General features: G+C 62.4%; 22 protein-coding genes. 2 read left to right on the top strand and 20 right to left on the bottom strand.

Annotation, left to right across the window (positions count from 1 at the left end; translation table 11 throughout):
- Positions 1-79: 79 nt before the first annotated feature.
- From serA to glmM, 5 genes are all read right to left on the bottom strand, one after another.
- On the bottom strand, positions 80-1,681 hold the full coding sequence (serA, locus tag ACSQ3L_RS06630; protein ID WP_436159220.1) for a phosphoglycerate dehydrogenase: 1,602 nt from the start codon (positions 1,679-1,681) through the stop codon (positions 80-82).
- Between the two features lie 69 nt (positions 1,682-1,750).
- Complete coding sequence (locus tag ACSQ3L_RS06625) at positions 1,751-2,926, bottom strand: phosphoserine transaminase (protein ID WP_436159219.1); 1,176 nt, start codon at positions 2,924-2,926, stop codon at positions 1,751-1,753.
- 203 nt (positions 2,927-3,129) lie between these two features.
- Positions 3,130-3,894, bottom strand: a complete 765-nt coding sequence (locus tag ACSQ3L_RS06620) for an outer membrane protein (protein ID WP_436159218.1) — start codon at positions 3,892-3,894, stop codon at positions 3,130-3,132.
- A 211-nt stretch (positions 3,895-4,105) separates the two neighbouring features.
- Positions 4,106-4,942, bottom strand: a complete 837-nt coding sequence (locus ACSQ3L_RS06615) for an outer membrane protein (protein ID WP_436159217.1) — start codon at positions 4,940-4,942, stop codon at positions 4,106-4,108.
- Between the two features lie 252 nt (positions 4,943-5,194).
- Complete coding sequence (gene glmM, locus ACSQ3L_RS06610; RefSeq protein WP_436159216.1) at positions 5,195-6,547, bottom strand: phosphoglucosamine mutase; 1,353 nt, start codon at positions 6,545-6,547, stop codon at positions 5,195-5,197.
- 368 nt (positions 6,548-6,915) lie between these two features.
- Here glmM and ACSQ3L_RS06605 point away from each other — a divergent pair, with 368 nt between their 5' ends.
- Complete coding sequence (locus tag ACSQ3L_RS06605; protein WP_436159215.1) at positions 6,916-7,767, top strand: hypothetical protein; 852 nt, start codon at positions 6,916-6,918, stop codon at positions 7,765-7,767.
- A 444-nt stretch (positions 7,768-8,211) separates the two neighbouring features.
- On the opposite strand, the gene ftsH is transcribed toward ACSQ3L_RS06605, so the two are convergent.
- From ftsH to ybgC, 10 genes are all read right to left on the bottom strand, one after another.
- A complete protein-coding gene (gene ftsH / locus ACSQ3L_RS06600) occupies positions 8,212-10,140 on the bottom strand; it encodes an ATP-dependent zinc metalloprotease FtsH (RefSeq protein WP_292188165.1) in 1,929 nt (642 codons plus the stop codon).
- A 125-nt stretch (positions 10,141-10,265) separates the two neighbouring features.
- Positions 10,266-11,657, bottom strand: coding sequence for a tRNA lysidine(34) synthetase TilS (gene tilS, locus ACSQ3L_RS06595; RefSeq protein ID WP_436159214.1), 1,392 nt, complete (start codon positions 11,655-11,657; stop codon positions 10,266-10,268).
- A gap of 57 nt (positions 11,658-11,714) precedes the next feature.
- Positions 11,715-12,842 (bottom strand): tol-pal system protein YbgF, encoded by a 1,128-nt coding sequence (gene ybgF / locus ACSQ3L_RS06590; RefSeq protein ID WP_436159213.1) that lies wholly within the window; start codon positions 12,840-12,842, stop codon positions 11,715-11,717.
- A gap of 223 nt (positions 12,843-13,065) precedes the next feature.
- Entirely contained in the window at positions 13,066-13,572 is a 507-nt protein-coding gene (pal, locus tag ACSQ3L_RS06585; protein WP_292188173.1) for a peptidoglycan-associated lipoprotein Pal, read from the bottom strand.
- A 248-nt stretch (positions 13,573-13,820) separates the two neighbouring features.
- Complete coding sequence (locus ACSQ3L_RS06580) at positions 13,821-14,198, bottom strand: four helix bundle protein (RefSeq protein WP_436159212.1); 378 nt, start codon at positions 14,196-14,198, stop codon at positions 13,821-13,823.
- Positions 14,199-14,230: 32 nt separating this feature from the next.
- Complete coding sequence (tolB, locus tag ACSQ3L_RS06575; RefSeq protein WP_436159211.1) at positions 14,231-15,541, bottom strand: Tol-Pal system beta propeller repeat protein TolB; 1,311 nt, start codon at positions 15,539-15,541, stop codon at positions 14,231-14,233.
- 40 nt (positions 15,542-15,581) lie between these two features.
- A complete protein-coding gene (locus ACSQ3L_RS06570) occupies positions 15,582-16,739 on the bottom strand; it encodes a TonB family protein (RefSeq protein ID WP_436159210.1) in 1,158 nt (385 codons plus the stop codon).
- Between the two features lie 7 nt (positions 16,740-16,746).
- The gene (tolR, locus tag ACSQ3L_RS06565; RefSeq protein WP_013529146.1) at positions 16,747-17,199 is read right to left on the bottom strand and encodes a protein TolR; all 453 of its coding nucleotides are present in this window, start codon (positions 17,197-17,199) and stop codon (positions 16,747-16,749) included.
- 10 nt (positions 17,200-17,209) lie between these two features.
- Positions 17,210-17,920, bottom strand: a complete 711-nt coding sequence (gene tolQ / locus ACSQ3L_RS06560; protein ID WP_056586472.1) for a protein TolQ — start codon at positions 17,918-17,920, stop codon at positions 17,210-17,212.
- A gap of 273 nt (positions 17,921-18,193) precedes the next feature.
- Entirely contained in the window at positions 18,194-18,676 is a 483-nt protein-coding gene (gene ybgC / locus ACSQ3L_RS06555; protein WP_436159209.1) for a tol-pal system-associated acyl-CoA thioesterase, read from the bottom strand.
- A 57-nt stretch (positions 18,677-18,733) separates the two neighbouring features.
- On the opposite strand from ybgC, the gene ACSQ3L_RS06550 reads away from it, so the two are divergent.
- Complete coding sequence (locus tag ACSQ3L_RS06550; RefSeq protein WP_436159208.1) at positions 18,734-19,984, top strand: glycoside hydrolase family 5 protein; 1,251 nt, start codon at positions 18,734-18,736, stop codon at positions 19,982-19,984.
- Between the two features lie 4 nt (positions 19,985-19,988).
- Here the strand turns inward: ACSQ3L_RS06550 and ACSQ3L_RS06545 are convergent, their stop codons facing one another.
- The 5 genes from ACSQ3L_RS06545 to ACSQ3L_RS06525 all read right to left on the bottom strand — a co-directional run bounded on the left by ACSQ3L_RS06545 (position 19,989) and on the right by ACSQ3L_RS06525 (position 23,447).
- On the bottom strand, positions 19,989-20,885 hold the full coding sequence (locus ACSQ3L_RS06545) for a metallophosphoesterase (protein WP_436159207.1): 897 nt from the start codon (positions 20,883-20,885) through the stop codon (positions 19,989-19,991).
- A 166-nt stretch (positions 20,886-21,051) separates the two neighbouring features.
- Positions 21,052-22,089 carry a Holliday junction branch migration DNA helicase RuvB gene (gene ruvB, locus ACSQ3L_RS06540; RefSeq protein ID WP_436159206.1) on the bottom strand — a complete coding sequence of 346 codons (1,038 nt, stop codon included), beginning with the start codon at positions 22,087-22,089 and terminating at the stop codon, positions 21,052-21,054.
- A gap of 43 nt (positions 22,090-22,132) precedes the next feature.
- Positions 22,133-22,753, bottom strand: coding sequence for a Holliday junction branch migration protein RuvA (gene ruvA, locus ACSQ3L_RS06535; protein WP_436159205.1), 621 nt, complete (start codon positions 22,751-22,753; stop codon positions 22,133-22,135).
- 27 nt (positions 22,754-22,780) lie between these two features.
- Positions 22,781-23,200 (bottom strand): type II toxin-antitoxin system VapC family toxin, encoded by a 420-nt coding sequence (locus tag ACSQ3L_RS06530; RefSeq protein WP_436159204.1) that lies wholly within the window; start codon positions 23,198-23,200, stop codon positions 22,781-22,783.
- Positions 23,178-23,447: an AbrB/MazE/SpoVT family DNA-binding domain-containing protein gene (locus tag ACSQ3L_RS06525; RefSeq protein ID WP_436159203.1), complete on the bottom strand. Its 270-nt coding sequence runs from the start codon at positions 23,445-23,447 to the stop codon at positions 23,178-23,180. The genes ACSQ3L_RS06530 and ACSQ3L_RS06525 overlap by 23 nt, the downstream gene beginning before the upstream one ends.

The following is a 23,447-nucleotide window of genomic DNA, read 5'->3' as shown; positions in this document are numbered from 1 at the left end:
AGATATTCTATAGCATCAGGTCGTAAATCGAAAGGTGCGGACGATGCCGCGCCTTTCGATCTTTCACGGCAAGTCCGGATCACATCGCGTTAACGTCGAAATGCAGCCGCTTGGCGGAATCGATCGACTTGTGCGCCTTGACCTTTTCCAGCACATTCTCGGGGAACGGTGCGTCGAGGTAGAGCAGCGCGATGGCATCGCCGCCCGGCCGGTTGCGGCCGAGCTGGAAGTTGGCGATGTTGACGCCATTCTCGCCGCAGACGGTGCCGAGCAGGCCGACGATGCCCGGCGCGTCGGCATTGGTCGTGTAGAGCATGTGCTGGCCGACCTCGGCATCGAGATTGATGCCCTTGATCTGGATGAAGCGTGGCTTGCCGTCCGAGAAGCAGGTGCCGGCGATCGAGCGCGTCCTGTGCTCGGTCGTCACCGTCAGCTTGATGTAGCCGTCGAACACGCCCGACTTGTCGCGCTTGACCTCGGCAACGATGATGCCGCGCTCCTTCACCATGATCGGCGCCGACACCATGTTGACGTCGGAGACCTGCGGCCGGATCAGCCCGGCGAGTGCTGCACTGATCAGCGCGCGCGTGTTCATCGTCGCCGTCGAGCCGTCGAACAGGATCTCGACCTCCTTGATCGGATCCTCGGTGACCTGGCCGACAAAGGCGCCGAGCACTTCGGCAAGCTTGACGAAGGGCTTCAGCCGCGGGGCTTCCTCGGCCGTGATCGACGGCATGTTGATGGCGTTGGAGACGGCGCCCTTGATCAGATAGTCGGCCATCTGCTCGGCGACCTGCAGCGCGACATTTTCTTGCGCTTCCGCCGTCGAGGCGCCGAGATGCGGCGTTGCCACCACATTCTCCATGCCGAACAACGCGTTCTGCTCGGCCGGTTCGACCTCGAACACGTCGATGCCGGCGCCCGCCACCTTGCCGCTCTTCAGCGCCGCGATCAGGTCGGCCTCGACGATCAGCCCGCCACGCGCGCAGTTGATGATGCGCACACCATTCTTCATCTTGGCGATTGCCGCCGCGTCGATGATGTTGCGCGTCTTGTCGGTCAGCGGCGTGTGCAGCGTGATGAAGTCGGCGCGGGCGAAAAGCTCATCCAGCTCGACCTTCTCGACACCGAGTTCCTCGGCACGCTTGTCCGACAGGAAGGGGTCGAAGGCGATGACATGCATCTTCAGCCCGACGCCGCGCGTCGCAACGATCGAGCCGATGTTGCCGCAGCCGATGATGCCCAGCGTCTTGCTGGTGATCTCGACGCCCATGAAGCGGTTCTTCTCCCATTTGCCGGCATGGGTCGAAGCGTTGGCTTCCGGGATCTGGCGCGCAAGCGCGAAGATCATTGCCACCGCATGTTCGGCGGTGGTGATCGAATTGCCGAAGGGCGTGTTCATCACGATGATGCCCTTGCGGCTCGCCGCCGGGATGTCGACATTGTCGACGCCGATGCCGGCGCGGCCGATAACCTTGAGCTTGGTGGCGGCGTTGATCAGCTTTTCGGTGACCTTGGTCGCCGAGCGGATGGCGAGGCCATCATACTGGCCGATCACTTCGGCAAGCTTTTCCTTGTCCTTGCCGAGATCGGGCAGGTAGTCGACCTCGACGCCGCGATCCTTGAAGATCTGCACGGCGGTGGGAGAAAGTTTGTCTGAGACGAGAACGCGGGGCGCCATGACGGCCTCCTTCAAAATGGGATTTGATCCGTTTGGGAATCAGCGGCCCGAAGGCCGCCGCGAATGATCTCAGGCCGCTGCTTTCAGCGATGCCTTCTGCGCGGCGAAGGCCCAGTCCAGCCAGGGCAGCAACGCTTCGAGATCCGATGTCTCGACCGTCGCGCCGCACCAGATGCGCAAGCCGGGTGGTGCATCGCGATAGGCGCCGATGTCGTAGGCGATACCTTCCTTGTCGAGCACTGAGACCAGCCCTTTGGCGAAGGTTGCCTGCCCGTCGGCATCGAGTGCAGCGACATCCGGGTCGGTGAAGGACAGACACACTGAGGTGTTCGACCGTGTCGCCGGCTGGGCCGCGAGGTGACCGAGCCATGAGGACTTGGCGACAAAGCGATCGAGGACGGCCGCATTGGCATCCGCCCTGGCGATCAGCGCATCGAGGCCGCCGACCGATTTCGCCCAGTTGAGAGCGTCGAGATAGTCCTCGACGCACAGCATCGAGGGGGTGTTGATGGTCTCGCCCTTGAAGATGCCCTCGATCAGCTTGCCGCCCGAGGTCAGGCGGAAGATTTTCGGCAGCGGCCATGAAGGCTTGTAGGTCTCCAGCCGCTCGACGGCGCGTGGGCTGAGAATGAGCATGCCGTGCGCGCCCTCGCCGCCCAGCACTTTCTGCCAGGAGAAGGTGACGACATCGAGTTTTTCGAAATCGAGTCTTTGCGCGAAGGCGGCCGAAGTCGCGTCGCAGATGGTCAGGCCCTTGCGGTCCGCGGGAATGAAGTCGCCGTTCGGCACCCGCACGCCGGACGTGGTCCCGTTCCAGGTGAAAACCACATCGCGGTCGAAATCGATCTTTGTGAGGTCCGGCAGTTCGCCGTAGCCGGCTTCGATCTTGCGCACGTCGGCCAGCTTCAATTGCTTGACCACGTCGGTGACCCAACCGGAGCCAAAGCTCTCCCAGGCGACCATATCGACGCCGCGCTCGCCGAGCAGTGACCACAGCGCCATCTCGACGGCACCGGTGTCCGACGCCGGCACGATGCCGATGCGGTAGTCAGCCGGGACCTGAAGAATTTCCCGCGTCAGCTCGATCGACTGTTCAAGCTTGGTCTTGCCGATCTTGGCGCGGTGGGAACGGCCGAGCGCAGCAGCTTTCAGCGCCTCGACCGACCAGCCGGGGCGTTTTGCGCAGGGACCTGAGGAAAAATTGGGGTTTGCCGGACGGAGTCCGGGCTTCGTATGCGTCGTCATCGTGGTCTATCCTTCCAGATAGTGGCCCCTCGTTGGGGAGGGGTGGCCCACGGACGGCGATATTCGTTCAAGCTTCGGGCGTCAAGAGGAAAGTTTTTGTCGCTGTCGGGATATCGACGATCCGTGATCAGGATGTCGTGACCTCAAACGCGAACGGCGGACCCGAATATCCGCCGTCTGTGTTTTCGTGCATGCCGTGGCTACTACCAAAGATCGTAGCGCAGCCCGAGCTTGACCTGATGGTTGCTGATCCCCTTGTGAACCGGAAAGGAGGTCAGGCTTTCGGCCGTCACATATTCGGCGTCGGGGGCGGAAAAGTACTGATAGCCCAGATCGACGGAAACATTCTTGGACACCTGATAGGCAAGGCCCGCATTCAGCGTATAGGCGAGGGAGTATTTGGTCTTGTCGTCGTTCATGACGAAATCGTCGGTATCATCGCCATTGGCGGTGGAATAGATCGCCGAAAGCTTCCGCGTGCTGCGGACAAAACCGATACCGGCGCCGAGATAGGGCGTGATCCCGACATAGGTGCCAAGATCGACATAACCGTTGAGAATGCCCGAGAAGGCATAGTTCTTCAGCGATGCCGATGCCACGGTCGGCTCTGCCGCAGTCGCGCTATCGTCATAGCCGACGCCGACCTTGTTGCCGGGCAGATAGCCGAGATTGAGATCGGCACGCAGATAGTCGTTGAAATGATAGCCGAAGCCGATGCTGGCAAAGATGGGGTCTTCCTTGTTGCTGAAGCTTGCCGGCGTGAAGGCGAAATCCTCATCGTCGAAGCTTTTCTCCACCAGATAGGAAACATCGCCGCGCAGATACCAGCCGGAACCGACCTCGACCGGGACGTAGTCGGGCGCCTGGTCGACATAGATCGGCGGGTCATAGTCGGCGGCATGCACGGGCGTCAGCGGCAAGAGGGCCAATGCACCGAATGCCAGCGCCATACGCGAAATGAGTGTCATGGTCCCCGGACTCCCGAATTTGGCGCCGCCAGCAATTGCAACGGCAGCCATCGTTTCAGGAAGCATTGTTAACCATAGTGGTTAAGTGGCAGTTAAGGATAACAGGGCGTTAGCGAATTCATTCACGGCAGAGTTTTCATCGCGGTTGGCCCAAGCGAAAACCGCCCGGCTGATGCCGGGCGGTTCGCGAAAATCTCAAGCAATACGGATGTTACTTGGTGTAGATCGGCTCGGGTTCGGGCTGATAGGCCACGACCGGCGCGGCGCACCCATTGTTGCCGCCGAACTGATAGCGCAGGCCACCGCGCACTTCGTGCGTGTTGATGCCACGGTCGAAGCCGGGGCCGGCGCTGCTCACGTCCCATTCGAACATGCGGCCGCCCTGGATGTGGCTGAAGCGATAGCCAGCATCGAGGATGATCTTGTCGGTCAGGCAGTACGAAGCGCCGGCCATCAGCGCGTAGGCGAAGCGCCAGTTGGACGCTCCCGGATTGGTTTCGGTGGTGTTCGGGTCGTAGACGGTATCCCACTTGACGCGCGCACCGCCGATGCCGGCGCCGACGTAAGGCGTAATGCCATGATAGGTGCCGAGATCGACATAGGCATTGGCAAGCAGCAGCAGAGCGCTCATTTTCGACACTTCGGTCGATGTTCCGTTGATATCCGAGGTGCCGCCGTTGAAGTTCGACTTGAACCAGTAGTCGGCGGTCAGATCGGTACGGAAGTAGTCGTTGACCTTGTAGCCGACGCCGGCGCCGAGCGAGAAACCGCCCTTGAGCTTGCCGAAATCGAAACTTCTGGTGCCAGGCGTGACTATACAGTTACAGGGATCGACAGTGTAGGTCATATAGTCGATGCCGCGCACGGTCGACTTGTGATAGTCGATGTCGCCGCGGATGTACCAGCCGCCGACTTCGACCGGCTGTTCGTAGACGGCCTGAGGCGGAGCCTCTTCGACCATCGGTTCCTGCAGGTCGGCTGCGAACACCGGCCCTGCCAGACCCGCGAACAGTAAGGCGAGCAGGGCCTTTCTTGCTGTATTGAACATGCTTGTCACCCCTGAGAAGCTCGGAACGGCGAATCCGCCCGAAATGCGATTGGCTTTCAGTCGTGGATAATGAATAGCAAAGGTTAAAAGGCGTTTAACCTTGTTGCTTAACCACGAATCTCGAAACTTTTAGGGATCGTGCGCGGTTTCCGGAACCCCGGAGCACCCGCTGGCCAACGAAAAAGCCCGCCGAAAGGGCGGGCTTTGAACCGGTGAATGCGCGCGGGGCGACGCCCTTGCGAGGCGCAGGGATTAGGCGGCGCTGCGCGTTTCGGAGATGACGTCCACGATGCCATTGACGACGGACTCGACCAGTTGTGGGTCGTCGCCTTCGGCCATGACGCGGATCAGCGGCTCTGTGCCGGATGGCCGGATAACCAGCCGCCCGGCCTTGCCGAGGCGGTGACGGGCGTCTTCGATGGCTGCCTTGACAGGCGCTTCCTCGAGCGGCTTGCCGCCCGAAAAACGAACGTTCTTGAGAAGCTGTGGCACCGGTTCGAACTTCTTCGACAATTCGCTGACCGGCCGCCCCTGCCGCTTGATGCAGGCCAGCACCTGCAACGCCGAGACGAGGCCGTCGCCGGTGGTCGAAAAGTCAGACAGCACGATGTGGCCCGATTGTTCGCCGCCGACATTGAGCCCATGCGCGCGCATATGTTCGACGACATAACGGTCGCCGACCTTGGTGCGATGCAATTGCAGCTTCATGTCGCCGAGGAAGCGTTCGAGGCCGAGATTGGACATCACGGTCGAGACGACACCGCCGCCGGCAAGCCGCCCGCTCTGGTGCCAGGATTCGGCGATCAGCGCCATGATCTGATCGCCATCGACGATCGCGCCGTTCTCATCGACAATGACGACGCGATCGGCATCGCCGTCGAGCGCGATGCCGATGTCGGCGCGCACTTCGTGCACCTTCTTCTGCAGGCCGGCGGGATGGGTCGAGCCGCATTCCTTGTTGATGTTGAAGCCATTGGGCTCGACATTGATGGCGACGACTTCGGCGCCCAGTTCCCACAGCGCCTCGGGAGCCACCTTATAGGCCGCGCCATTGGCGCAATCGACGACGATCCTCAAGCCCGAGAGCGACATCGAGCGCGGCAAGGTACGCTTGGCGAATTCGATGTAGCGATCATGCACGCCGTCGACGCGCTTGGCGCGGCCAAGCCCGTCGGAATCGGCGAGCGCCAGTTCGATATCCTTGTCGAGCATGCTCTCGATGCGCTCTTCGATCTCGTCGGAGAGCTTGTAGCCGTCGGGTCCGAACAGCTTGATGCCGTTGTCGTAATAGGGATTGTGCGAAGCCGAGATCATGACGCCGATATCGGCGCGCAGCGAACGCACCAGCATGGCGACCGCCGGCGTCGGGATCGGGCCGAGCAAGAACACGTCCATGCCGGCGGCACAGAGACCGGCCACCATGGCATTCTCGATCATATAGCCGGAAAGCCTGGTGTCCTTGCCGAGCACGACACGATGACGGTGGCTGCCGCGCTGGAAGGAGAGGCCAGCGGCCATGCCGACCCGCATCGCGATTTCCGCGGTCATCGGAAACTTGTTGGCGCGCCCGCGAATGCCGTCCGTGCCGAAATAATTCCCTGCCATACTAGCCCGTTTCCTCAACGTTTCTTCCCCGGCACGTCATGCCACAATTGGCCGGGGCGCTATGATCACATTGTGTGATTATATGTTACCAATCCTTAGAAAATCATTGTTGTGCACCGCACACAACATGGCTGCAACCTAGCATGCCGAGACTGCCATGCTGCAATATACAAGTCATGCGAGCCTTTCAGCACAGATGCATCTGGAAAATCTTGCTCTGAAGCCGGCAACGGGCAACGATTTCATCACCTTATCGGGAGAAGCCGGTTTTCGGCGATATATACGCCACTTAGCATCTGGCGCAACCGACCGTTGAGCGTTATTGATTTGCAGGGACGTATCATGGGCTGCTGCAACGGAGAAACGCTATGCTCATCCACCGACTTGCCACTTTGACCGGCCTCGCCGTCGCGACCTTGTTCCTGGCCGCGCCAGCCAACGCACTGACGATGGCCGAGTGCAGCACGAAGTACAACGCCGCCAAGGATGCGGGGACACTTGCCGGGGCGACCTGGAACCAGTTCCGCAAGGCCCAGTGCGGCACCGACGCCGCCGCGACGACCGACGCCAAGCCAGCCGATACCAAGAAGGCTGCCGAGACGAAGCCGGCCAAGGCTGCCAAGGCAGCTGCCGCGGCGGACGACAGCACGGCCAAGGGCCTGACGGCGAAGGAATGCAGCACCAAGTATCAGGCGGCGAAGGCTGCCGGCACGCTGAACGGCATGAAGTGGAACGACTTCCGCAAATCCGAATGCGCCGCCGGTGCATCCTCTGCTGCCGACACCAAGCCGGCAACCACCAAGGCCGCCGCGGCTCCCGCCGCTCCCGCAGACAATGGCGGCAAGGGTCTGAGCATGGCCGAATGCAGCACCAAGTACCAGGCCGCCAAGACGGCCAACACGCTGAAAGGCATGAAGTGGAACGACTTCCGCAAGACCGAATGCGGTGCCGGCGCCTCGGATGACGACACCGTGCCGGCCGCCGACGAGGCGAGCTACACCAAGGAGCCGGCAAAGCCGACGACGGCCGCGCCCAAGGGCGTCACTTTCCCGTCCGCGATCTCGCCGAAATATGCCAGCGAGACTCCCGGAAAAGGCCGCATGCATACTTGCCTCGACCAGTACTATGCCCTCAAGGACGCCAATGCGCTTGGCGGCCTGAAGTGGATCCAGAAGGGCGGCGGCTTCTACAGCCTGTGCAACGCCAAGCTGAAGAGCTGAGCGATAGCGACATCTGAAGAAAGCAAAGCCCGCGAGCCGCAAGGTTCGCGGGCTTTTTTCTTGAGCGACGTTTTGGGAATGGCCGCATCCGCTCTAGGAGGCGCGGTGGTCGACGCTGCCAATCTCCCCCCTTGCGGGGGAGATGTCCGGCAGGACAGAGGGGGTGCTGTCCCGCCGACCACTCAACCGGTCCCAGCCATGCCCTCACTGATTGCGGATAAGGAACGGGATAACGGAAGGGTAAGCGATCCTTCACACCCCCCTCTGCCCTGCCGGGCATCTCCCCCGCAAGGGCGGAGATTGGCTGTCACCTAGGCTTTCGCCAATCACCAGCGTTGCAGATGAGCAAGGTCGCGGACAACTCATCGCTCTACAGTCTCCCAAAACAAAAAACGCCGCGGTCGAAGCCGCGGCGTTTCTGAAAATCAAACTGCCAGTCGAAACTCAGCTCGATGGCTGCGGTTCCATGCCGCCTTCGGGCTCGGGACCCTTCTTGCGCCGGCCGCCGGACTTCGGCACGGCCGAGCCACGGCTTGGCGGCGTGTCGTCGCCGAGGTCGCGAGAAGGCTTCTGGCCGGCGATCAACTGCTTGATCTCCTCGCCGGACAGCGTCTCGTATTCCAGCAGGCCCTGCGCCAGCGCGATCCATTCCTTCTTCTTCTTGGTCAGGATGGACTTCGCCGTCGAATAGGCCTCGTCGATCAGGCGGCGCACTTCGGCGTCGATGATCTGCGCGGTCTCTTCCGAGACGTTCTGCGTGCGCGCCACCGAATGGCCGAGGAACACTTCCTCCTGGTTGTCGCCATAGGCAACGTGGCCGAGCTTGTCGGAAAAGCCCCAGCGCGTAACCATGGCGCGCGCCAGCTTGGTCGCCTGCTCGATATCGGAGGAGGCGCCCGAGGTGATGTTTTCCTTGCCGAACTTGAACTCCTCGGCGACACGGCCACCCATCATGATGGCGAGGCGCGAGATCATGTACTTGTAGCTCATCGAATAGCGGTCGCCTTCCGGCAACTGCATGACCATGCCGAGCGCCCGGCCACGCGGGATGATGGTGGCCTTGTGCAGCGGGTCGGCCGACGGCACGTTGAGCGCGAGAATGGCGTGACCTGCCTCGTGATAAGCGGTCAGTTCCTTCTCGGCCTGGGTCATCGCCGACGAGCGGCGCTCGGCGCCCATCATGATCTTGTCCTTGGCGTCCTCGAATTCGGCCATGGTGACGAGACGCTTGTTGCGCCGCGCCGCCATCAGTGCCGATTCATTGACGAGGTTCATCAGGTCGGCGCCGGAGAAGCCCGGCGTGCCGCGCGCGACGACCTTGAGGTCGACATTGGGGGCCAGCGGCACGTTGCGCACATGCACTTTGAGGATCTTCTCGCGGCCGACGATGTCGGGGTTCGGCACCACGACCTGCCGGTCGAAACGGCCTGGTCTGAGCAGCGCAGGATCGAGCACGTCGGGCCGGTTGGTGGCGGCGATCAGGATGATGCTTTCGTTGGATTCGAAGCCATCCATCTCGACCAGCAACTGGTTCAGCGTCTGCTCGCGTTCGTCGTTGCCGCCGCCGAGGCCAGCACCGCGATGACGGCCGACGGCGTCGATTTCGTCGATGAAGATGATGCAGGGCGCGTTCTTCTTGGCCTGGTCGAACATGTCGCGAACGCGGCTTGCACCGACGCCGACGAACATCTCGACAAAGTCCGAACCGGAAATGGTGAAGAACGGCACGTTGGCTTCGCCGGCGACCGAGCGGGCCAGCAGCGTCTTACCGGTTCCCGGAGGGCCGACAAGCAGCACGCCGCGCGGAATCTTGCCGCCGAGCCGCTGGAACTTCTGCGGATCGCGCAGGAACTCGACGATCTCTTCCAGATCTTCCTTGGCTTCGTCGACGCCGGCAACGTCCTGGAAGGTGACGCGGCCATGCGCCTCGGTCAGAAGCTTGGCCTTCGACTTGCCGAAGCCCATGGCGCGCCCGGAGCCAGACTGCATCTGGCGCATGAAGAATATCCAGACGCCCAGGATGAGGATCATCGGCAGCCATGAGATCAGATAGCCGAACAGCGAATTGGAACCGTCGGTCTCAGGCCGCGCGTTGATGGTGACGTTCTTGTCCTGCAGTCGCGAGACCAGTGACGGATCGCCGGGCGAATAGGTCTGGAAGCCGCTGGCATTGTCGGTGTAGGTGCCGGTGATGCGGGCGCCCGCAATGGTCACTGTCTTGACCCGGCCCGCCCCGACGTCCTGCAGGAACTGCGAATATGGCACATCGCTGGAAGCCCCTCGCGTCTGCGGCGTCTGGAACAGATTGAACAGGGCGATGAGCAGGACCGCTATGATCGCCCAGAGCGCGAGGTTGCGATAGTTCGGATTCATCAATTGTCCCGTTGGCGTCCGCAAGGCGGACACGCATCATGAGAGGAAACTTGGGCTTAACATAGGGAGAGCACCTCCCCTTGCCAAGCATAACAGCACGTCTCGGTTAAGCTTTCGCGCAACCATCAACCGGCACTGTGGCCGCTGAAAGGCAAGGAAGGGACCGGGGCCGCGCCAATCAGCCCGGCGACGGCCCGCGCCGGCGCAAGATCGAAGGACGGCAGGAAGCGTGCGAAGGGCGCGACGACCGGCCGCGCCTCGACCGCCTTTGGCGCCCGGCTTTCCCCCGGCAAACCAAGGCAATCACCGGCTTGCCACAACGCCGGCTCGGCGGCGAGCGCGGCCCGCATCAGGCTCGGCGGGGTTTTTCCTTCGCCCGGCGTCAGCCGCTTGGCCGCGGCTGCGCCGAATGGCGCGATCAACAATGCGCCGCTGCTGTTGTTCAATGTGATGTGCCGGCGGCCATCCCACAGGGTGTCGTCGATGACGGCAGCGGCGGTGGGCAAGCCGCGCATCTCGCGGCGCAGGAAGATACCGGCGCGCCGGGAATCGACAACCGTCCGCGACAATGTGGCGCAAAGAAATCCGGCCTTCAGCTTGCCGAAAAGGGTCTCGCTGCGGGCCTGATCCGGCAGGAATGCGATTCCACCGGTCGTGGCCAGCAGGATGCGCAATGCATAGACGGCCGCCCGCTCTTCACCGGCGGAAAGCAGGCGCGGGTCAAGACGGATGAGGCCGATGGCTGGCTGGCTGCCGAAGCGATGGATCAAGTCGGCGGCGCCGACGCCAAGCTGCCTGCGCTCGGCGGCGGCCTGGCCGGCGAGCACCAATGTGCCCTCGATATACTCGGCACTCTCGCCGGCAAGTGCGGCGCGCACACGCGGCCGCTCGAAAGCCTCGTCGATATTGGTCGGATCATCGGCCCAACCGACATGTTCACGCCGCAAGAAATCGCGAAGCGCCGAGCGTCGCGTATCCAGAAGCGGGCGAACGATCCATTCGCGCCAGCCGTAGAGGGTGGCCGGTGCCATGCCGGCAAGCCCACGGCCTGCCATTTCGGCAAACTCTCGGCCATCATCGCGCGCCAATCCTTCTTCGCGCGCTTGCCGCATCAGCACTGTTTCCGCCTGGTCGTCGGCGGTATGGCCGGTCAGGATCAGGCGGATGCCTTCCGCTTGCGCGGCCTCCGCCAATAGCCGGTAGCGCGCCTCCCGCGCCGCGGCGGGCAGACCGGTCGACGGCTTGGGGTCCGACCAGGTCATGATGCGGTGTGAAATTCCATATGTGGCGCACAGCTTCGCCACGGCTTGCGCCTCCGCTGCCGAATCCGGCCGCAAACCGTGGTCGATCGTTACCGCCAGCAGCTTGGTTGCCGGCGCCGTGCGGTCGAGATGATGTTTGAGAAGGAGGAGCAGGGCGGTCGAGTCACTGCCGCCGGACACGGCCGCAACAGCGCCGCTGGTAAAATCGATATGCGAAAAAAGACTTTTCGAAAGGTCCGGCTCGGTGTCGAGCATAGTGCATGTCGCCCAAAAGTGGTCCCGGTTTTAGGACAACGACATGTATGACAAGGATCAGCAGGCAGCCAGAGCCTTCTCCTGCTTGATGCGCTCCTTGAGCGCACTGGAAATATCAGGGTAACGCTTGCCGACCTCGCTGAAGGTGGCGCAGGCAACGTCGTGCTGCTTGAGGCCGACCAGCGACACGCCGAGCTTCAGCAACATGTCGGGAGCCTTCTTGGCCTTGGGGTAGTCCTTGCTGGCAGCAAGGAAAGTCTCGGCCGCGTCGCGGTATTTCTGCTGGCCAAGCAGGGACTCGCCCAGCCAGTAATGCGCGTCCGCCGCTTTCGCATCCTTGGGGAAGCGGGCGATATGATCGCGAAAACCCTGCTCGGCTGTGCCGTAATCACCCGAGAGGATGAATTGATAGGAGTTGCGGTAGAGCTCCTCAGGGTCGTTGGTGGTGGGCAAAGCCGCGATCACCGTATCGGATTTGCCGGCCTTGGGCGGCGCGCCGGCGACTGGCGCGGAATCCTGCGTCGGCGCGGTCGACTGCGTGTTGCCACCTGCATCGATAACATTGCCGTTCTTGTCGACGGTGATGGTGCCGAAGGTCTTTTCCGGTGCCCCCGTACCAGGAATAACCTTGCCGGGATCGCCATCGGGGGATTCGACGATGACGTCCTGGACCGTCTTGCCGCCTGCCGACTGATCGTTGCCGGGCGCGGCGCCGGCATCGGCCGGCGCCTGTGTTGCCGGTGCCGTCGCCACGTCGGTGTCGGTGCCGGTGGTGGCGTCGGATTTCTTCTGCGCCGGCGGCTGTCCGCCCTGCGTGCCGCCGCCTTCAAGCTGCTGGAAGCGGAATTCGTTGTCTTCCTGCTGCTTGCGTATCTGCTCCTGCATCTGCAGGACCTGGAAATTGAGCTCCTCGATCTTGCCATTCATCTGCCGCAGCTGCTCTTCCAGGCTGGTGACGGCGGCGGGATCGGACTGCACCAGCTGAACCTGGTCCGGCTTCTTCTGGCCGAAAAGGCCGGGCTTTTCACCGAAAGTGCTGGGCAATTCGATACTGGGCAGATGGAAGGAAAAGCCGCTGTCGGTTGATTGCCCTGTGCCGCTCGCCCGCGAGCCGCTAGCCAGGGCGGTGACGCCTGATAGGAGCAGCAGCGCAAGCGTGCCGCTCAGAACCGATCTCAAATGCATGTGCCTCTCGCAGTGATTTCGTTAGCTTTCGCGCCTTCCAATCAGCATGGGACCAGCCAAGCGCCCTCGGCTCATAGCAGGAGCCGAGACTTCGGCCAAATTTTGTTTCGGGTGGCCAGATGTGAAAAAGGCGGCCCGGAGGCCGCCTTTCACATAGGTATGTTGCATTTCTGCCGCTAGAGCGCCGGTGTTCGTTCGACGCGCCGATCGGCTTCGCGATGCCTCAGGAACCGGCTCCGCTGAGCGTGGTGACCGCGCGGCGGTTCTGCGACCAGCAGGAGATGTCGTCGCACACCGCGACCGGACGCTCCTTGCCGTAGGAAATGGTCTTGAGACGGCTGGCCGAGACGCCCTTGGCGACGAGGAAGTCGCGGGTGGCGGCGGCGCGGCGGGCGCCGAGCGCCAGATTGTACTCGCGTGTGCCGCGTTCGTCGGCATGGCCTTCGATGACGATGGCATACTGCTTGTACTGGTTCAGCCACTGCGCCTGGCGCGAAAGCGTCGTCTGCGCATCGGCACGGATCGAGGTCGAATCCGTGTCGAAGAAGATGCGGTCGCCGATGTTGACGGTGAAGTCCTGCGCCGATCCGGGCGTTGCAGCACCGGCGCCGTTGAGGCCGAGATCAGCCGCGTTGTTCGGCGTCTTCTTGGAGGCGCAACCGGCGATGGCGAGCATCGCCACCAGCGCGATCATGACCGGGTTTCTGGTAAGTGCTGCGATACGGCCCATGCCGCCTCTCCTTCGTATTTCGAGTGATCGTATTTGAGTGATTTCGTTGATCACCCAGTAACCACGTTTGGGTTAACCGGCATTCAAGAAACACGGTTAAAATTCGGTTTAGGCTGCCCGTCCGCAACCGTTTGGCCATAGGCCACAATTGGCGCGGACCCTAGGCGGAAATGCGGCCAAAACGCGACCAAGAGATGGAAAATGAGGAATTGAAGAGTTGGAGAATTGAAGAAATAAAGAGAGAGAACTCACTTCAGCTTTTCTCTCAGATTGATCAGCATGCCGTAGATATGGGCATAGGCTTGTAGCCAATCGTCGTGTTGTGCCTGGCTAATGTATCCAAGGTCGAACGCATAGGAAATCCACGTCTCCACTTCGCTGCATGACCCCATCGCCATCGAAATGAACCGTGCGAATTCCGGTCTGGAGTGTGTCTGCTTGGCAAATCCCTCAGCCAAATTGGCACAGATTCCCTTGCTGGAGCGACGCAACTGATCAGCCAGTGCGTATTGCTCCATTTTCGGAAAAGCGAGCGTAGCTTTATGTACGTCAAGAGAAACCGCATAAGCGCGCTTATAGACCTCTAGATCCTTCGCACGCTTAATATAGTTCCCCGGTTTCTCCATCTCTTCAATTCTTCATTTCTCCAATTCGCCTCTCACTCCAGCAGCGGCGACCATGCCGGGTCCGAAGCGAAATTCGCGGTCGGGATCGGCTGTTCGTTGCGGCCGGTGAGATCGACCGAAACAAGTTTCGGGCCGCCGGCGGAGTCGCGGAAGAACATCAGCACCCGCCCGTTCGGCGCCCAGGTCGGCCCCTCCTGCTGGAAGCCGGAGGACAGGATGCGCTCGCCCGAGCCGTCGGTCTTCATGACGCCGATCTGGAATTCGCCGCCGGTCTGCTTGGTGAAGGCGATCAGGTCGCCGCGCGGCGACCATACCGGCGTCGAATAGACGCCGTCGCCGAAGGAGATGCGGTTCTGGCCTGAACCATCGGCGCCCATCACGTAGATCTGCGCACGGCCGCCGCGATCGGAGGTGAACACCACCTGGCTGCCGTCGGGCGAATAGGAGGGCGAGGTGTCGATGGCGGTCGAATTGGTCAGCCGCGTCGTCGAACGGCTGCGCAGATCCATGGCGAAGATGTTGGAATTGCCGTCGTCGCGCAGCAGGCTCATGATCACCTTCTGCCCGTCCGGCGAGAAGCGCGGCGCAAAGGTCATGCCTGGAAAATTGCCGACCAGTTCGCGCTGGCCGGTCTCTATCTGCAGGAGGTAGACCCGCGGCTGGCCGCTTTCATAGGACATATAGGTGATTTCCTGCCGGTTCGGCGAGAAACGTGGCGTCAGCACGATCGACTTGCCGTCCGAGAGATAGCGGACGTTGGCGCCATCCTGATCCATGATGGCAAGGCGCTTCTTGCGCGCGTTCTTGGCGCCGGATTCGTCGATGAAGACGACGCGTGTGTCGAAATAGCCTTTTTCACCGGTCAGCCGCTCATAGATGGCGTCGGCGATGATGTGGGCGACACGCCGCTGATTGGCGTCGTTGGCGAAGAACTGCTCGCCGGCCATCTGCTGGCCCGCAAACGTATCCCACAGCCTGTATTGGGCGCGGATACGGCCGTCGGCTTCCTTGCTGACGCTGCCGGTGACCAGCGCCTGCGCGTTGATCACCTTCCAGTCGTCGAAGCGCGGCGCTGCATCCGGGTTGGTGATCTTCTCGATGAAAGCGCTCTTGTCGATCGGCGCGAACAGGCCCGACCGCTTCAAATCGGCGGTGACGATCTGCGAAATCTGCGCCCCAAGCGCATCGCCGCCCTGGAAATCCGTGATGGCGATCGGCAGCGGCTCGACATTGCCCTTGTTGACATTGAGCTCGACGAGCGCCAGCGCCGGCAACGTGCCGGCCGCGGTCATGCCCATAGCCATGGCTGCGACCATCAGGAGCGGCTTGAGGATTGATTTCATGTCTTCTCGCTTCTCGTACTGATTTTCGGATGACAGAGCCTTAGAGGCCCAGCATCTCCCTTGGATCGAAGGTGACGCGGACGTCGGCCCAGATATCCTGCTTGCCGGCCGGAACCTGCAGGCCGGTGACATCGCATTTTTGCACCGCACGAACGGCACTTTCGTCGAACTGACGGTTACCGCTCGACTTTTCGACCGCTGGGCGCCCGTCCAGCTTACCGGACGCATCCAGGTTGAAGCGCACAACGACGACAAAATTCTCAGAACCTTCAAGGCCCGCGGGAAGGGTCCAGCAGCCGCCAAGCTGGCTTTCCAGGGCGCCCATTTCGGACCTGGACAGCTTCTGCCCCTGATCCTTGTCGCCGCCGAGCGATGCCTGCTGGGTCGAGCGCTTGGCGCCGCCGCCGGAAGGCTTCTGCTTGTCGAGGAGCGCCGAAATCTCGTCGGCGTTGAACTGCTTGTCGTCGGACTTCGGCTTCGACGAGGCTTCCTTGACCGGCTTGTCGGTATCCTTGCGGTCCGGCGCCTTGGCGCTTTCGGCCTGTGCCGGCTGCGGCTTCGGCCGGGCTTCTGGCGCGGGTGCGGAGTCTGGCAGTTGCGTCGCTTCGGCGGGCGGCTCCTGCGCTATGGCTTCAGCGACGGCATCCGGCTTGACCTCGGGCGTCGGGTCGATGGCGGCGGTCTTGTCCGGCGGTGGTGGGGCCGGCGCCGGCTTGGCCGGTGTCGGCTTGGGATCGGCCTGCTTGACCGGCTCGGGCTTGACTTCTTCCTTGGGCGCCGGCACCGGCGCCACTTCCGTTGCCGGCGTCGGCTTGGGCTTTTCCTGCGGCTTCGGCACGTCCTCGGGCTTCGGCTTTTCGATCGGGGTCGGCGCGGGCGGCGGAGCCGACGTCATGTCGACGGGTTTTGGCTTGGCCTCCGGCGTTATCGGCTTGTCGGTGTCGACGCTGTTCTCGCCGACCTTCTGTGCATCGGGAACGGCGTCCGGACGCTGCGTCGGCACAGGTGCCGGCTTTTCATGCATCACGGCCTTCTTGTCGCCCTGCAAAGTCTGCGCAATGGCTTCCATCGGCACGATGTCGACCGCGACCGACTCGACGTCGGACGGCGGAAGTGCTGCCGGCGCCGTCAGCGTGAACAGGCCGAAGGTCAGCGCCGTCGCATGCAAGATCACCGATGTGGTGAGGCCGGTCTTCATCGCCTGTCTACTGATCCTGTTCCTGCAGAGAAACGAGGCCGATATTCTTGTAGCCAGCGGCCGAAATGCGGGCCATCACCTTCATCGCCGTGCCATAGTCGGTGGACTTGTCGCCGCGGATGAAGATGCGCTCTTCATAGCCGGTCTTCGAGATCGCCTGCAGCTTGGCCACCAGTTCCTCGATCGGGATCTCGGTTTCCTGCAGATAGATCTGGCCGGCGGCGTTGATCGAGACGGTGATTGGCTGCGTGTCGGCATTCATTGCCTTGGCCTGCGTATCCGGCAGGTCGATCGGCACGCCGACCGTCAGCATCGGTGCCGCGACCATGAAGATGATCAGCAGCACCAGCATCACATCGACCATCGGCGTGACGTTGATTTCCGACATCAGTGCATGGTGACGGCCTCGCCGCCTGTGGCCGCGCCCGCCGCGTCCTGCCATGCCCATGGACATACCCATCTGCTACTCCTTAGGCCTTTGGGGCCACTTTTTCATCGATTTGGCGCGAGAGTATGGCGGAGAACTCGTCGGAGAACCCTTCCATGCGCACTGCTATCTTGCTCGCGTCGGACGACAGCTTGTTGTAGGCGATGACGGCGGGAATGGCGGCGAGCAGGCCGATGGCCGTCGCCAACAGCGCTTCGGCAATGCCGGGCGCAACGACTGCGAGGCTGGTGTTCTTGGAACCGGCGATCGCCTGGAACGACGTCATGATGCCGATGACGGTGCCGAACAGGCCGATAAAGGGCGCCGCCGAGCCGGTGGTGGCGAGGAAGCCGAGGCGTCCCTCCAGCTTCTCCATCTCGCGGGTCAGCGCCAGGTCCATCGCCTTGTCGATGCGGGTCTGCAGGCCGAGCGGCGTTTTAGCGCCCTTCTCGAAGCTTTTCTTCCACTCGCGCATCGCAGCCACGAAAATGGCGCCCATGCCGGTGGTCTTGCGGTCGGCAAGCGTGCGGTAAAGCTCCTCCAGCGACTGCCCCGACCAGAACACCTGCTCGAACCGGTTGAGCGCCAGCCGCATGCGGGCGTAGGAAACCAGCTTGTCGACGATGATCGCCCAGGTCCAGACCGAGGCGCAGAGCAGGCCGATCATGACCAGCTTGACCACCCAGCTGGCCGAAATGAACAGCGACCAAACCGACAATTGCGCGCCCGGATCGGCGAGTGCGATATTTTCCATCGTTACGTCCTTAAGATTTTCCGGGCGAAGCTGGCGGCTGGCCCCTGGCATCCCTTGTGGTCGGTTCGCACGAAGCTACCGGAACAACCCCAAACTGCGCCGTTCTCGGCCTTTTCAGGGCAAATATTGGTGAAAGGAAGGCGCTCGGATAACGCCAATCTTCACCAATCTCTTCATGAACCGTTATGGTTAAGGATGGGTTAGTATATAAGGCGCGGCGCATTGCCACGCCCAGTGGCAAGGCACATGCAATCGCCGTTGATCACGACGGGGCTAATCAGCCGTGGATGGGGCCTTGGGCATGAATGCCGCCACCCATTCCTTGGGAAAGCGCCTTGGGCGGCCATTCTCGCCGATGATCGCCGCCTCGACCTTGGCTTCGACCAGCACCTCGTCGCCGCGTTTGAGCTGCTGGCCCATGAAGATGCGGGCGCCGGAAATGTCCTCGGTGCGGGTGTCGACTGTCAGGATGTCGTCGATGCGGGCGGGGCCGCGAAAGTCGATCTCCATGCGCCGCACCACCCAGACTATTCTTTCGCCGTGCTTGCCGTCGGCGAGCTCGGTGTGGTGAACGCCGGTGAGTCGGAGATAATCGGAGCGGCCGCGTTCGAAGAATTCGAGATAGCGTGCATGGTAGACGACGCCGGAGAAATCGGTGTCGGCGTAATAGACCCGCGCCATAAGCCGGTGGCCGAACGCCGTCAGCGCACCGGAAATCCCGGCCAGCAGCGTCGCCGATTCACCATGATCGCCCATTGCGCTTCCTTTTTCAGTCCCGGCGAGGCACCTGTTTCCCGCGTGGCACAGCTTCGGATGGCACTGTTGACGGCGATGATCAAGACCTTGATGGCAGCGCTGCTTGTGCTCATGGCTTTGGCGCTGCCCAGCCACGCGGCCAGCTTCTCGATGAAACGCGGCCTCAATCTCGATCAGTGGGTCACGTGGCCGGGTGAAGACCAATGGGGCGACGCCAAGGCCATCCTGCCTTATCCGGAATGGCGGAAATTCCTTGGGGAGGACGATCTGAAGGCGTTGAAGGATGCCGGTTTCGACTTCCTGCGCATGCCGGTCGACCCCTCGCCCTTCCTGTCCGGCCAGACCGTGGCCTTGCGCGACGACCTCTATGCCAGCGTGCTGGAGTCGGTGAGCATGATCAACCGCGCCGGGCTGAAGGTGGTCGTCGACATGCATCTGATTCCGGCCGGCGGCAGCCGCAAGATCGGCATGGCGCAGGTGATGGACGATCCCAGGACCTTCGACGCCTATGTCGAAATGGTTCGCAAGATGGCCCGCACGCTGGCCGGCGAGGATCCCGCCCAGGTGGCTTTCGAACCGATGAACGAACCGATCGTCGATTGCGACAGCGACGGCACCAGCCTGTGGCCGGAGCGCCAGCGCAAACTTTTCGCGGCGGCGCGATCCTCGGCGACGAAACTGACCCTGCTGCTGACCGGGGCCTGCTATTCCGCCGCGAGCTCGCTGGAAAAGATCGATCCGAGGACGATCCCGGACGACAACGTCATCTGGACCTTCCACTCCTACGATCCGTTCCTGCTCACCCACCAGGGCGCGACCTGGGCCGGCGACTTCATCCCTTACGTGACCGGCCTGCCCTATCCGTTGACCGCGATGCCCAAGGCGCAGTTCGAGGTGACGCTCGACACCATCCGTGCCAGGATCAAGGCCGAGGCGCCGTGGACACGGCAAAGCGGCCTGCTTGCCTATCTCGACGAACAGGTCGCCAGCATGGACAGTCCCGACAGACTGCTCGGCCTGATGGATGCGCCATTCAAAAAGGTCGAGGCATGGGCGAAGGCCAATGGCGTCAAGCCTGAAAACATCACGCTGGGCGAGTTCGGCATGATCCGCCAGGAATATGGCAATGCCTATGTGATGCCGGCCGGGTACCGGGCCGCCTATGTCAGAGACATGATCGCGCGCGCCGAAGCGCACGGCTTCTCATGGTCGGTGTGGAGCTATGGCGGCGCTTTCGGCATCGTCGACGCCTTCAACGGCGACAAGGCGGAGCCGGATGTAATGGATGTGATCCGCGGGCTGCATTGATCGTTCAGCCAAGATCGATCGACAGGATTTCAGGCCGCATCCCGAAACGCACCGGCACAATGCTGAAACCAAGCCCGCCCGAGACGATCAGATTGCGCTCGTTCTCGACAATATGGCCATAGGCATAGCGATTGCCGAAACGCGACGGCACGACCGGCGAGTAGCCGAACAGCCGAATTTGTCCGCCATGGGTGTGGCCGGACAAGGTCAGCGAAACCCGCCACGGCACCTTCGGAAAGATATCCGGCTCATGCGCGAGCAGGATGACAGGCGATGCGTCGCTGACCTTGGCCAACGTGCCGTCGAGATCGTCCAGGCCGGTAAAGCCAGCGCGGTCCCTGGTCGGCAGCAGTGCCAACTGGTCGGCGAGCCCGGCAATCCAGATGCCATGCCCGTCCTTTTCCAGGCGCACGACATCGTTCTCCAGAACCGGAATGCCGACTTTCTCCAGGGCCTTGCGCGCTGTGGTCGGGCCGGCTCCGGCGCGCTGCGCGAAGCCATCCGCCCACCAGTCATGGTTGCCGAGGATCGACAGCACGCCGAGCGGCGCCTTGAGGTCCGACAGGACGGACGCCCATTGCGACGGCGTCACCGGGCCGGTCACCAAGGGCATGCCGGCGATATAGTCGCCGAGCAGGACAATCAGGTCCGGCTGCAGGGCATTCGCGTCTTCGACAAGCGAAGCGATCCGCTCCGGCGTCATCCACGGTCGGCAGGCATGGATATCGGCAAGCGCAACGATGCGCAGCTTCAAGCCATCAGGCCAATGCGGCGGCATCAGTGCGTAACGCTTCACATGGGTCAAAAGCATCGGCTCGATGCCGACCGCATAAGCGCTGAACGAGGCGGCGGTCAGGAAGGACCTGCCGATAAGGCGCAGGAACCCGCGTCTGGTTATCATTGCCCGGCTCCGGCACTTGGATCGCAGCGGCATGCCACAAGGCAGCACCGCTGATAAAATCCATGATTGCGCCGGCAAATCGGCGAAGCTTAGGATATTTTGCGCAGAGCACGGCACTCACTGATCCTTGAGCGTCGTCATGGAGCCGCGCCGGTCCCTCCGGCTGTTACTCTTCCTGGAACAGGTTGATCTGCTGCTGCGCCAGATCCTTCGGCGCGTCGAGGCCGAGATGGCGCCATGCATTGGCCGTCAGCATGCGGCCGCGCGGCGTGCGCTGGATGAAGCCCTGCTGGATCAGATAGGGCTCGATGATGTCCTCGATGGCGTCGCGCGGTTCGGACAGGCCGGCGGCAATCGTCTCGATGCCGACCGGCCCGCCGCCGAAATTGCGGGCGATCATGCTGAGATAACGGCGGTCGAGCGCGTCGAGGCCGAGCGCATCGACTTCCAGCCGGGTCAACGCCTCGTCGGCGATCTGCCGGTCGACATGGCCGTCGCCGGCGACCGAAGCGAAATCGCGCACGCGGCGCAACAGCCGGCCGGCGATGCGCGGCGTGCCGCGTGCACGCCGCGCGATCTCCAGTGCGCCGTCGTCGCCGAGTGGCATTTGCAGGATACGTGCGCCGCGCCGCACGATCTGCTCCAACTCCTCGACCGTGTAGAAATTGAGCCGCACCGGAATGCCGAAACGATCGCGCAGCGGATTGGTGAGCAGGCCAAGCCGCGTGGTCGCGGCGACCAGGGTGAAACGGGCGAGGTCGATCTTGACCGAACGTGCCGCCGGTCCTTCGCCGATGATCAGGTCGAGCTGGAAATCCTCCATCGCCGGATAGAGGATTTCCTCCACCGCCGGGCTCAGCCGGTGGATCTCGTCGATGAACAGCACGTCGCCTTCCTCGAGATTGGTGAGCAGCGCCGCAAGATCGCCGGCCTTGGCGATGACCGGGCCGGAGGTCGAACGGAAATTGACGCCGAGCTCGCGCGCCATGATCTGCGCCAGCGTCGTCTTGCCGAGACCAGGCGGCCCGACGAACAGCACGTGGTCGAGCGCCTCGTTGCGGCCCTTGGCGGCCTCGATGAACACTTTGAGATTGGCCCGCACCGCCGCCTGGCCGACAAAATCGTCAAGCGTCTGCGGCCGCAAGGTCTGCTCGGCATCCTCGCCGCGTTTTTCCGGCGCAATCAGGCGGGGCGACAGGCTCATGCCGCCCTCCTTGCATATGGCGAGGAACTGAACAAGCGACGGCTCACCGCGCCAGTTCCTTCAGCCCGAAGCGGATCAGCTTCGGCGCATCGGCATCCTCGCCCGCCGTTTTCAGCGCCGCAGCCACCGCATTGGCGGCGGTGTCGCGCGAATAGCCGAGATTGACCAGCGCCGAGACCGCATCCGTGATGGGCGCGGATGCCACGCCGTCGCCGAGTTCCTGCTTCAGCCCGATGGTGCCCGAGGCGGTGCCGGCATAGGCCGGCGCCTTGTTCTTCAACTCGGTAACGATGCGCTCGGCCACTTTCTTGCCGACGCCAGGTGCGCGCGAGACCATGGCGATGTCGCGCAGCGCAATGGCGTTGGCGAGGTCGGGCGGCGCCAGCGTCGACAGGATGGCCAGCGCCACCTTGGCGCCAACGCCTGGCACATTGTTCATCAATAGCCGGAACCACTCACGCTCGAGCTGCGACTGGAAGCCGTACAGCCGCAGCATATCCTCGCGCACATAGGTCTCGATGAACAGCACCACCGCTTCGCCCGGCGATGGCAACGCCGCCAGCGTGCGCGCCGAGCAATAGGCGACATAGCTGACGCCATGGATGTCGATGAGGCAATGATCCTCGTCGATCTCGTCCAACGTGCCCTTGAGCTTGCCGATCATGCCAGACCTTTCATGGAAGATGGCCCCTCATGGATGCGTTTCCGGAGAGATGATGTCGAGGTCGGGAAAGTAACTGCGATAACGCGCGGCGTCGCGGGTCAAAAGACGATGTCCAGCAACGGTCGCGTGAGCGCCGATAAAGAAATCGGGCAAGGTTCTTTCCCTGATGCCACCGGCCCGGCGATAGCGGGAATGCGTCACGCCCGCAAGGAATGCCGCGTCCCAAGGTACAAGTTCGCGATCCATCTCGAGCATGTCGACTGCTTTTCGAAGCGCCGCCTCCGTCGCAATCAGCGGCGCCAACTCGGACCAGACGATCGTATTGACCACCAATGCGCCGTCGCGGCGGCAGGAGGCGATTGCCGATGCCGACCATTCTCTCTGGGGTCCGGCCGGACCCCAAACGTCGATCAGGACATTCGTGTCAATCAATGTCGAGATCTTCACGCGGCCCCCTCAACCACTCCATGTACTGATCGGTGGTCATGCCTCCCAAATCCAACGTCCCCTCCATCCGGTCAAGGACATCGCTGAACCTGCGCAATTTCTCCTCTTCGGAGATGTTCTCGTTGACGGCAACCAGCCGAACGTCCCCGTCGGTGGCCACGAACTCCACCTCGGAGCCCGGGCCGATGCCCAGAAAGTCCCTTATCGGCTTGGGGATTGTAACTTGCCCCTTGGTGGTCACGCGCAT

Origin of the sequence: Mesorhizobium sp. LjRoot246, assembly GCF_964254115.1 — a bacterium.
Lineage (GTDB): Bacteria > Pseudomonadota > Alphaproteobacteria > Rhizobiales > Rhizobiaceae > Mesorhizobium.
Note: the sequence above shows the minus strand (reverse complement) of the source record. Positions and strands in the feature narration are given on the sequence as shown.

Coding starts and splice junctions, on each gene's coding strand:
- serA (WP_436159220.1), bottom strand. CDS start 1,681: ATGGCGCCCCGCGTTCTCGTCTCAGACAAACTTTCTCCCACCGCCGTG.
- ACSQ3L_RS06625 (WP_436159219.1), bottom strand. CDS start 2,926: ATGACGACGCATACGAAGCCCGGACTCCGTCCGGCAAACCCCAATTTT.
- ACSQ3L_RS06620 (WP_436159218.1), bottom strand. CDS start 3,894: ATGACACTCATTTCGCGTATGGCGCTGGCATTCGGTGCATTGGCCCTC.
- ACSQ3L_RS06615 (WP_436159217.1), bottom strand. CDS start 4,942: ATGTTCAATACAGCAAGAAAGGCCCTGCTCGCCTTACTGTTCGCGGGT.
- glmM (WP_436159216.1), bottom strand. CDS start 6,547: ATGGCAGGGAATTATTTCGGCACGGACGGCATTCGCGGGCGCGCCAAC.
- ACSQ3L_RS06605 (WP_436159215.1), top strand. CDS start 6,916: ATGCTCATCCACCGACTTGCCACTTTGACCGGCCTCGCCGTCGCGACC.
- ftsH (WP_292188165.1), bottom strand. CDS start 10,140: ATGAATCCGAACTATCGCAACCTCGCGCTCTGGGCGATCATAGCGGTC.
- tilS (WP_436159214.1), bottom strand. CDS start 11,657: ATGCTCGACACCGAGCCGGACCTTTCGAAAAGTCTTTTTTCGCATATC.
- ybgF (WP_436159213.1), bottom strand. CDS start 12,842: ATGCATTTGAGATCGGTTCTGAGCGGCACGCTTGCGCTGCTGCTCCTA.
- pal (WP_292188173.1), bottom strand. CDS start 13,572: ATGGGCCGTATCGCAGCACTTACCAGAAACCCGGTCATGATCGCGCTG.
- ACSQ3L_RS06580 (WP_436159212.1), bottom strand. CDS start 14,198: ATGGAGAAACCGGGGAACTATATTAAGCGTGCGAAGGATCTAGAGGTC.
- tolB (WP_436159211.1), bottom strand. CDS start 15,541: ATGAAATCAATCCTCAAGCCGCTCCTGATGGTCGCAGCCATGGCTATG.
- ACSQ3L_RS06570 (WP_436159210.1), bottom strand. CDS start 16,739: ATGAAGACCGGCCTCACCACATCGGTGATCTTGCATGCGACGGCGCTG.
- tolR (WP_013529146.1), bottom strand. CDS start 17,199: ATGGGTATGTCCATGGGCATGGCAGGACGCGGCGGGCGCGGCCACAGG.
- tolQ (WP_056586472.1), bottom strand. CDS start 17,920: ATGGAAAATATCGCACTCGCCGATCCGGGCGCGCAATTGTCGGTTTGG.
- ybgC (WP_436159209.1), bottom strand. CDS start 18,676: ATGGGCGATCATGGTGAATCGGCGACGCTGCTGGCCGGGATTTCCGGT.
- ACSQ3L_RS06550 (WP_436159208.1), top strand. CDS start 18,734: ATGGCACTGTTGACGGCGATGATCAAGACCTTGATGGCAGCGCTGCTT.
- ACSQ3L_RS06545 (WP_436159207.1), bottom strand. CDS start 20,885: ATGATAACCAGACGCGGGTTCCTGCGCCTTATCGGCAGGTCCTTCCTG.
- ruvB (WP_436159206.1), bottom strand. CDS start 22,089: ATGAGCCTGTCGCCCCGCCTGATTGCGCCGGAAAAACGCGGCGAGGAT.
- ruvA (WP_436159205.1), bottom strand. CDS start 22,753: ATGATCGGCAAGCTCAAGGGCACGTTGGACGAGATCGACGAGGATCAT.
- ACSQ3L_RS06525 (WP_436159203.1), bottom strand. CDS start 23,447: ATGCGCGTGACCACCAAGGGGCAAGTTACAATCCCCAAGCCGATAAGG.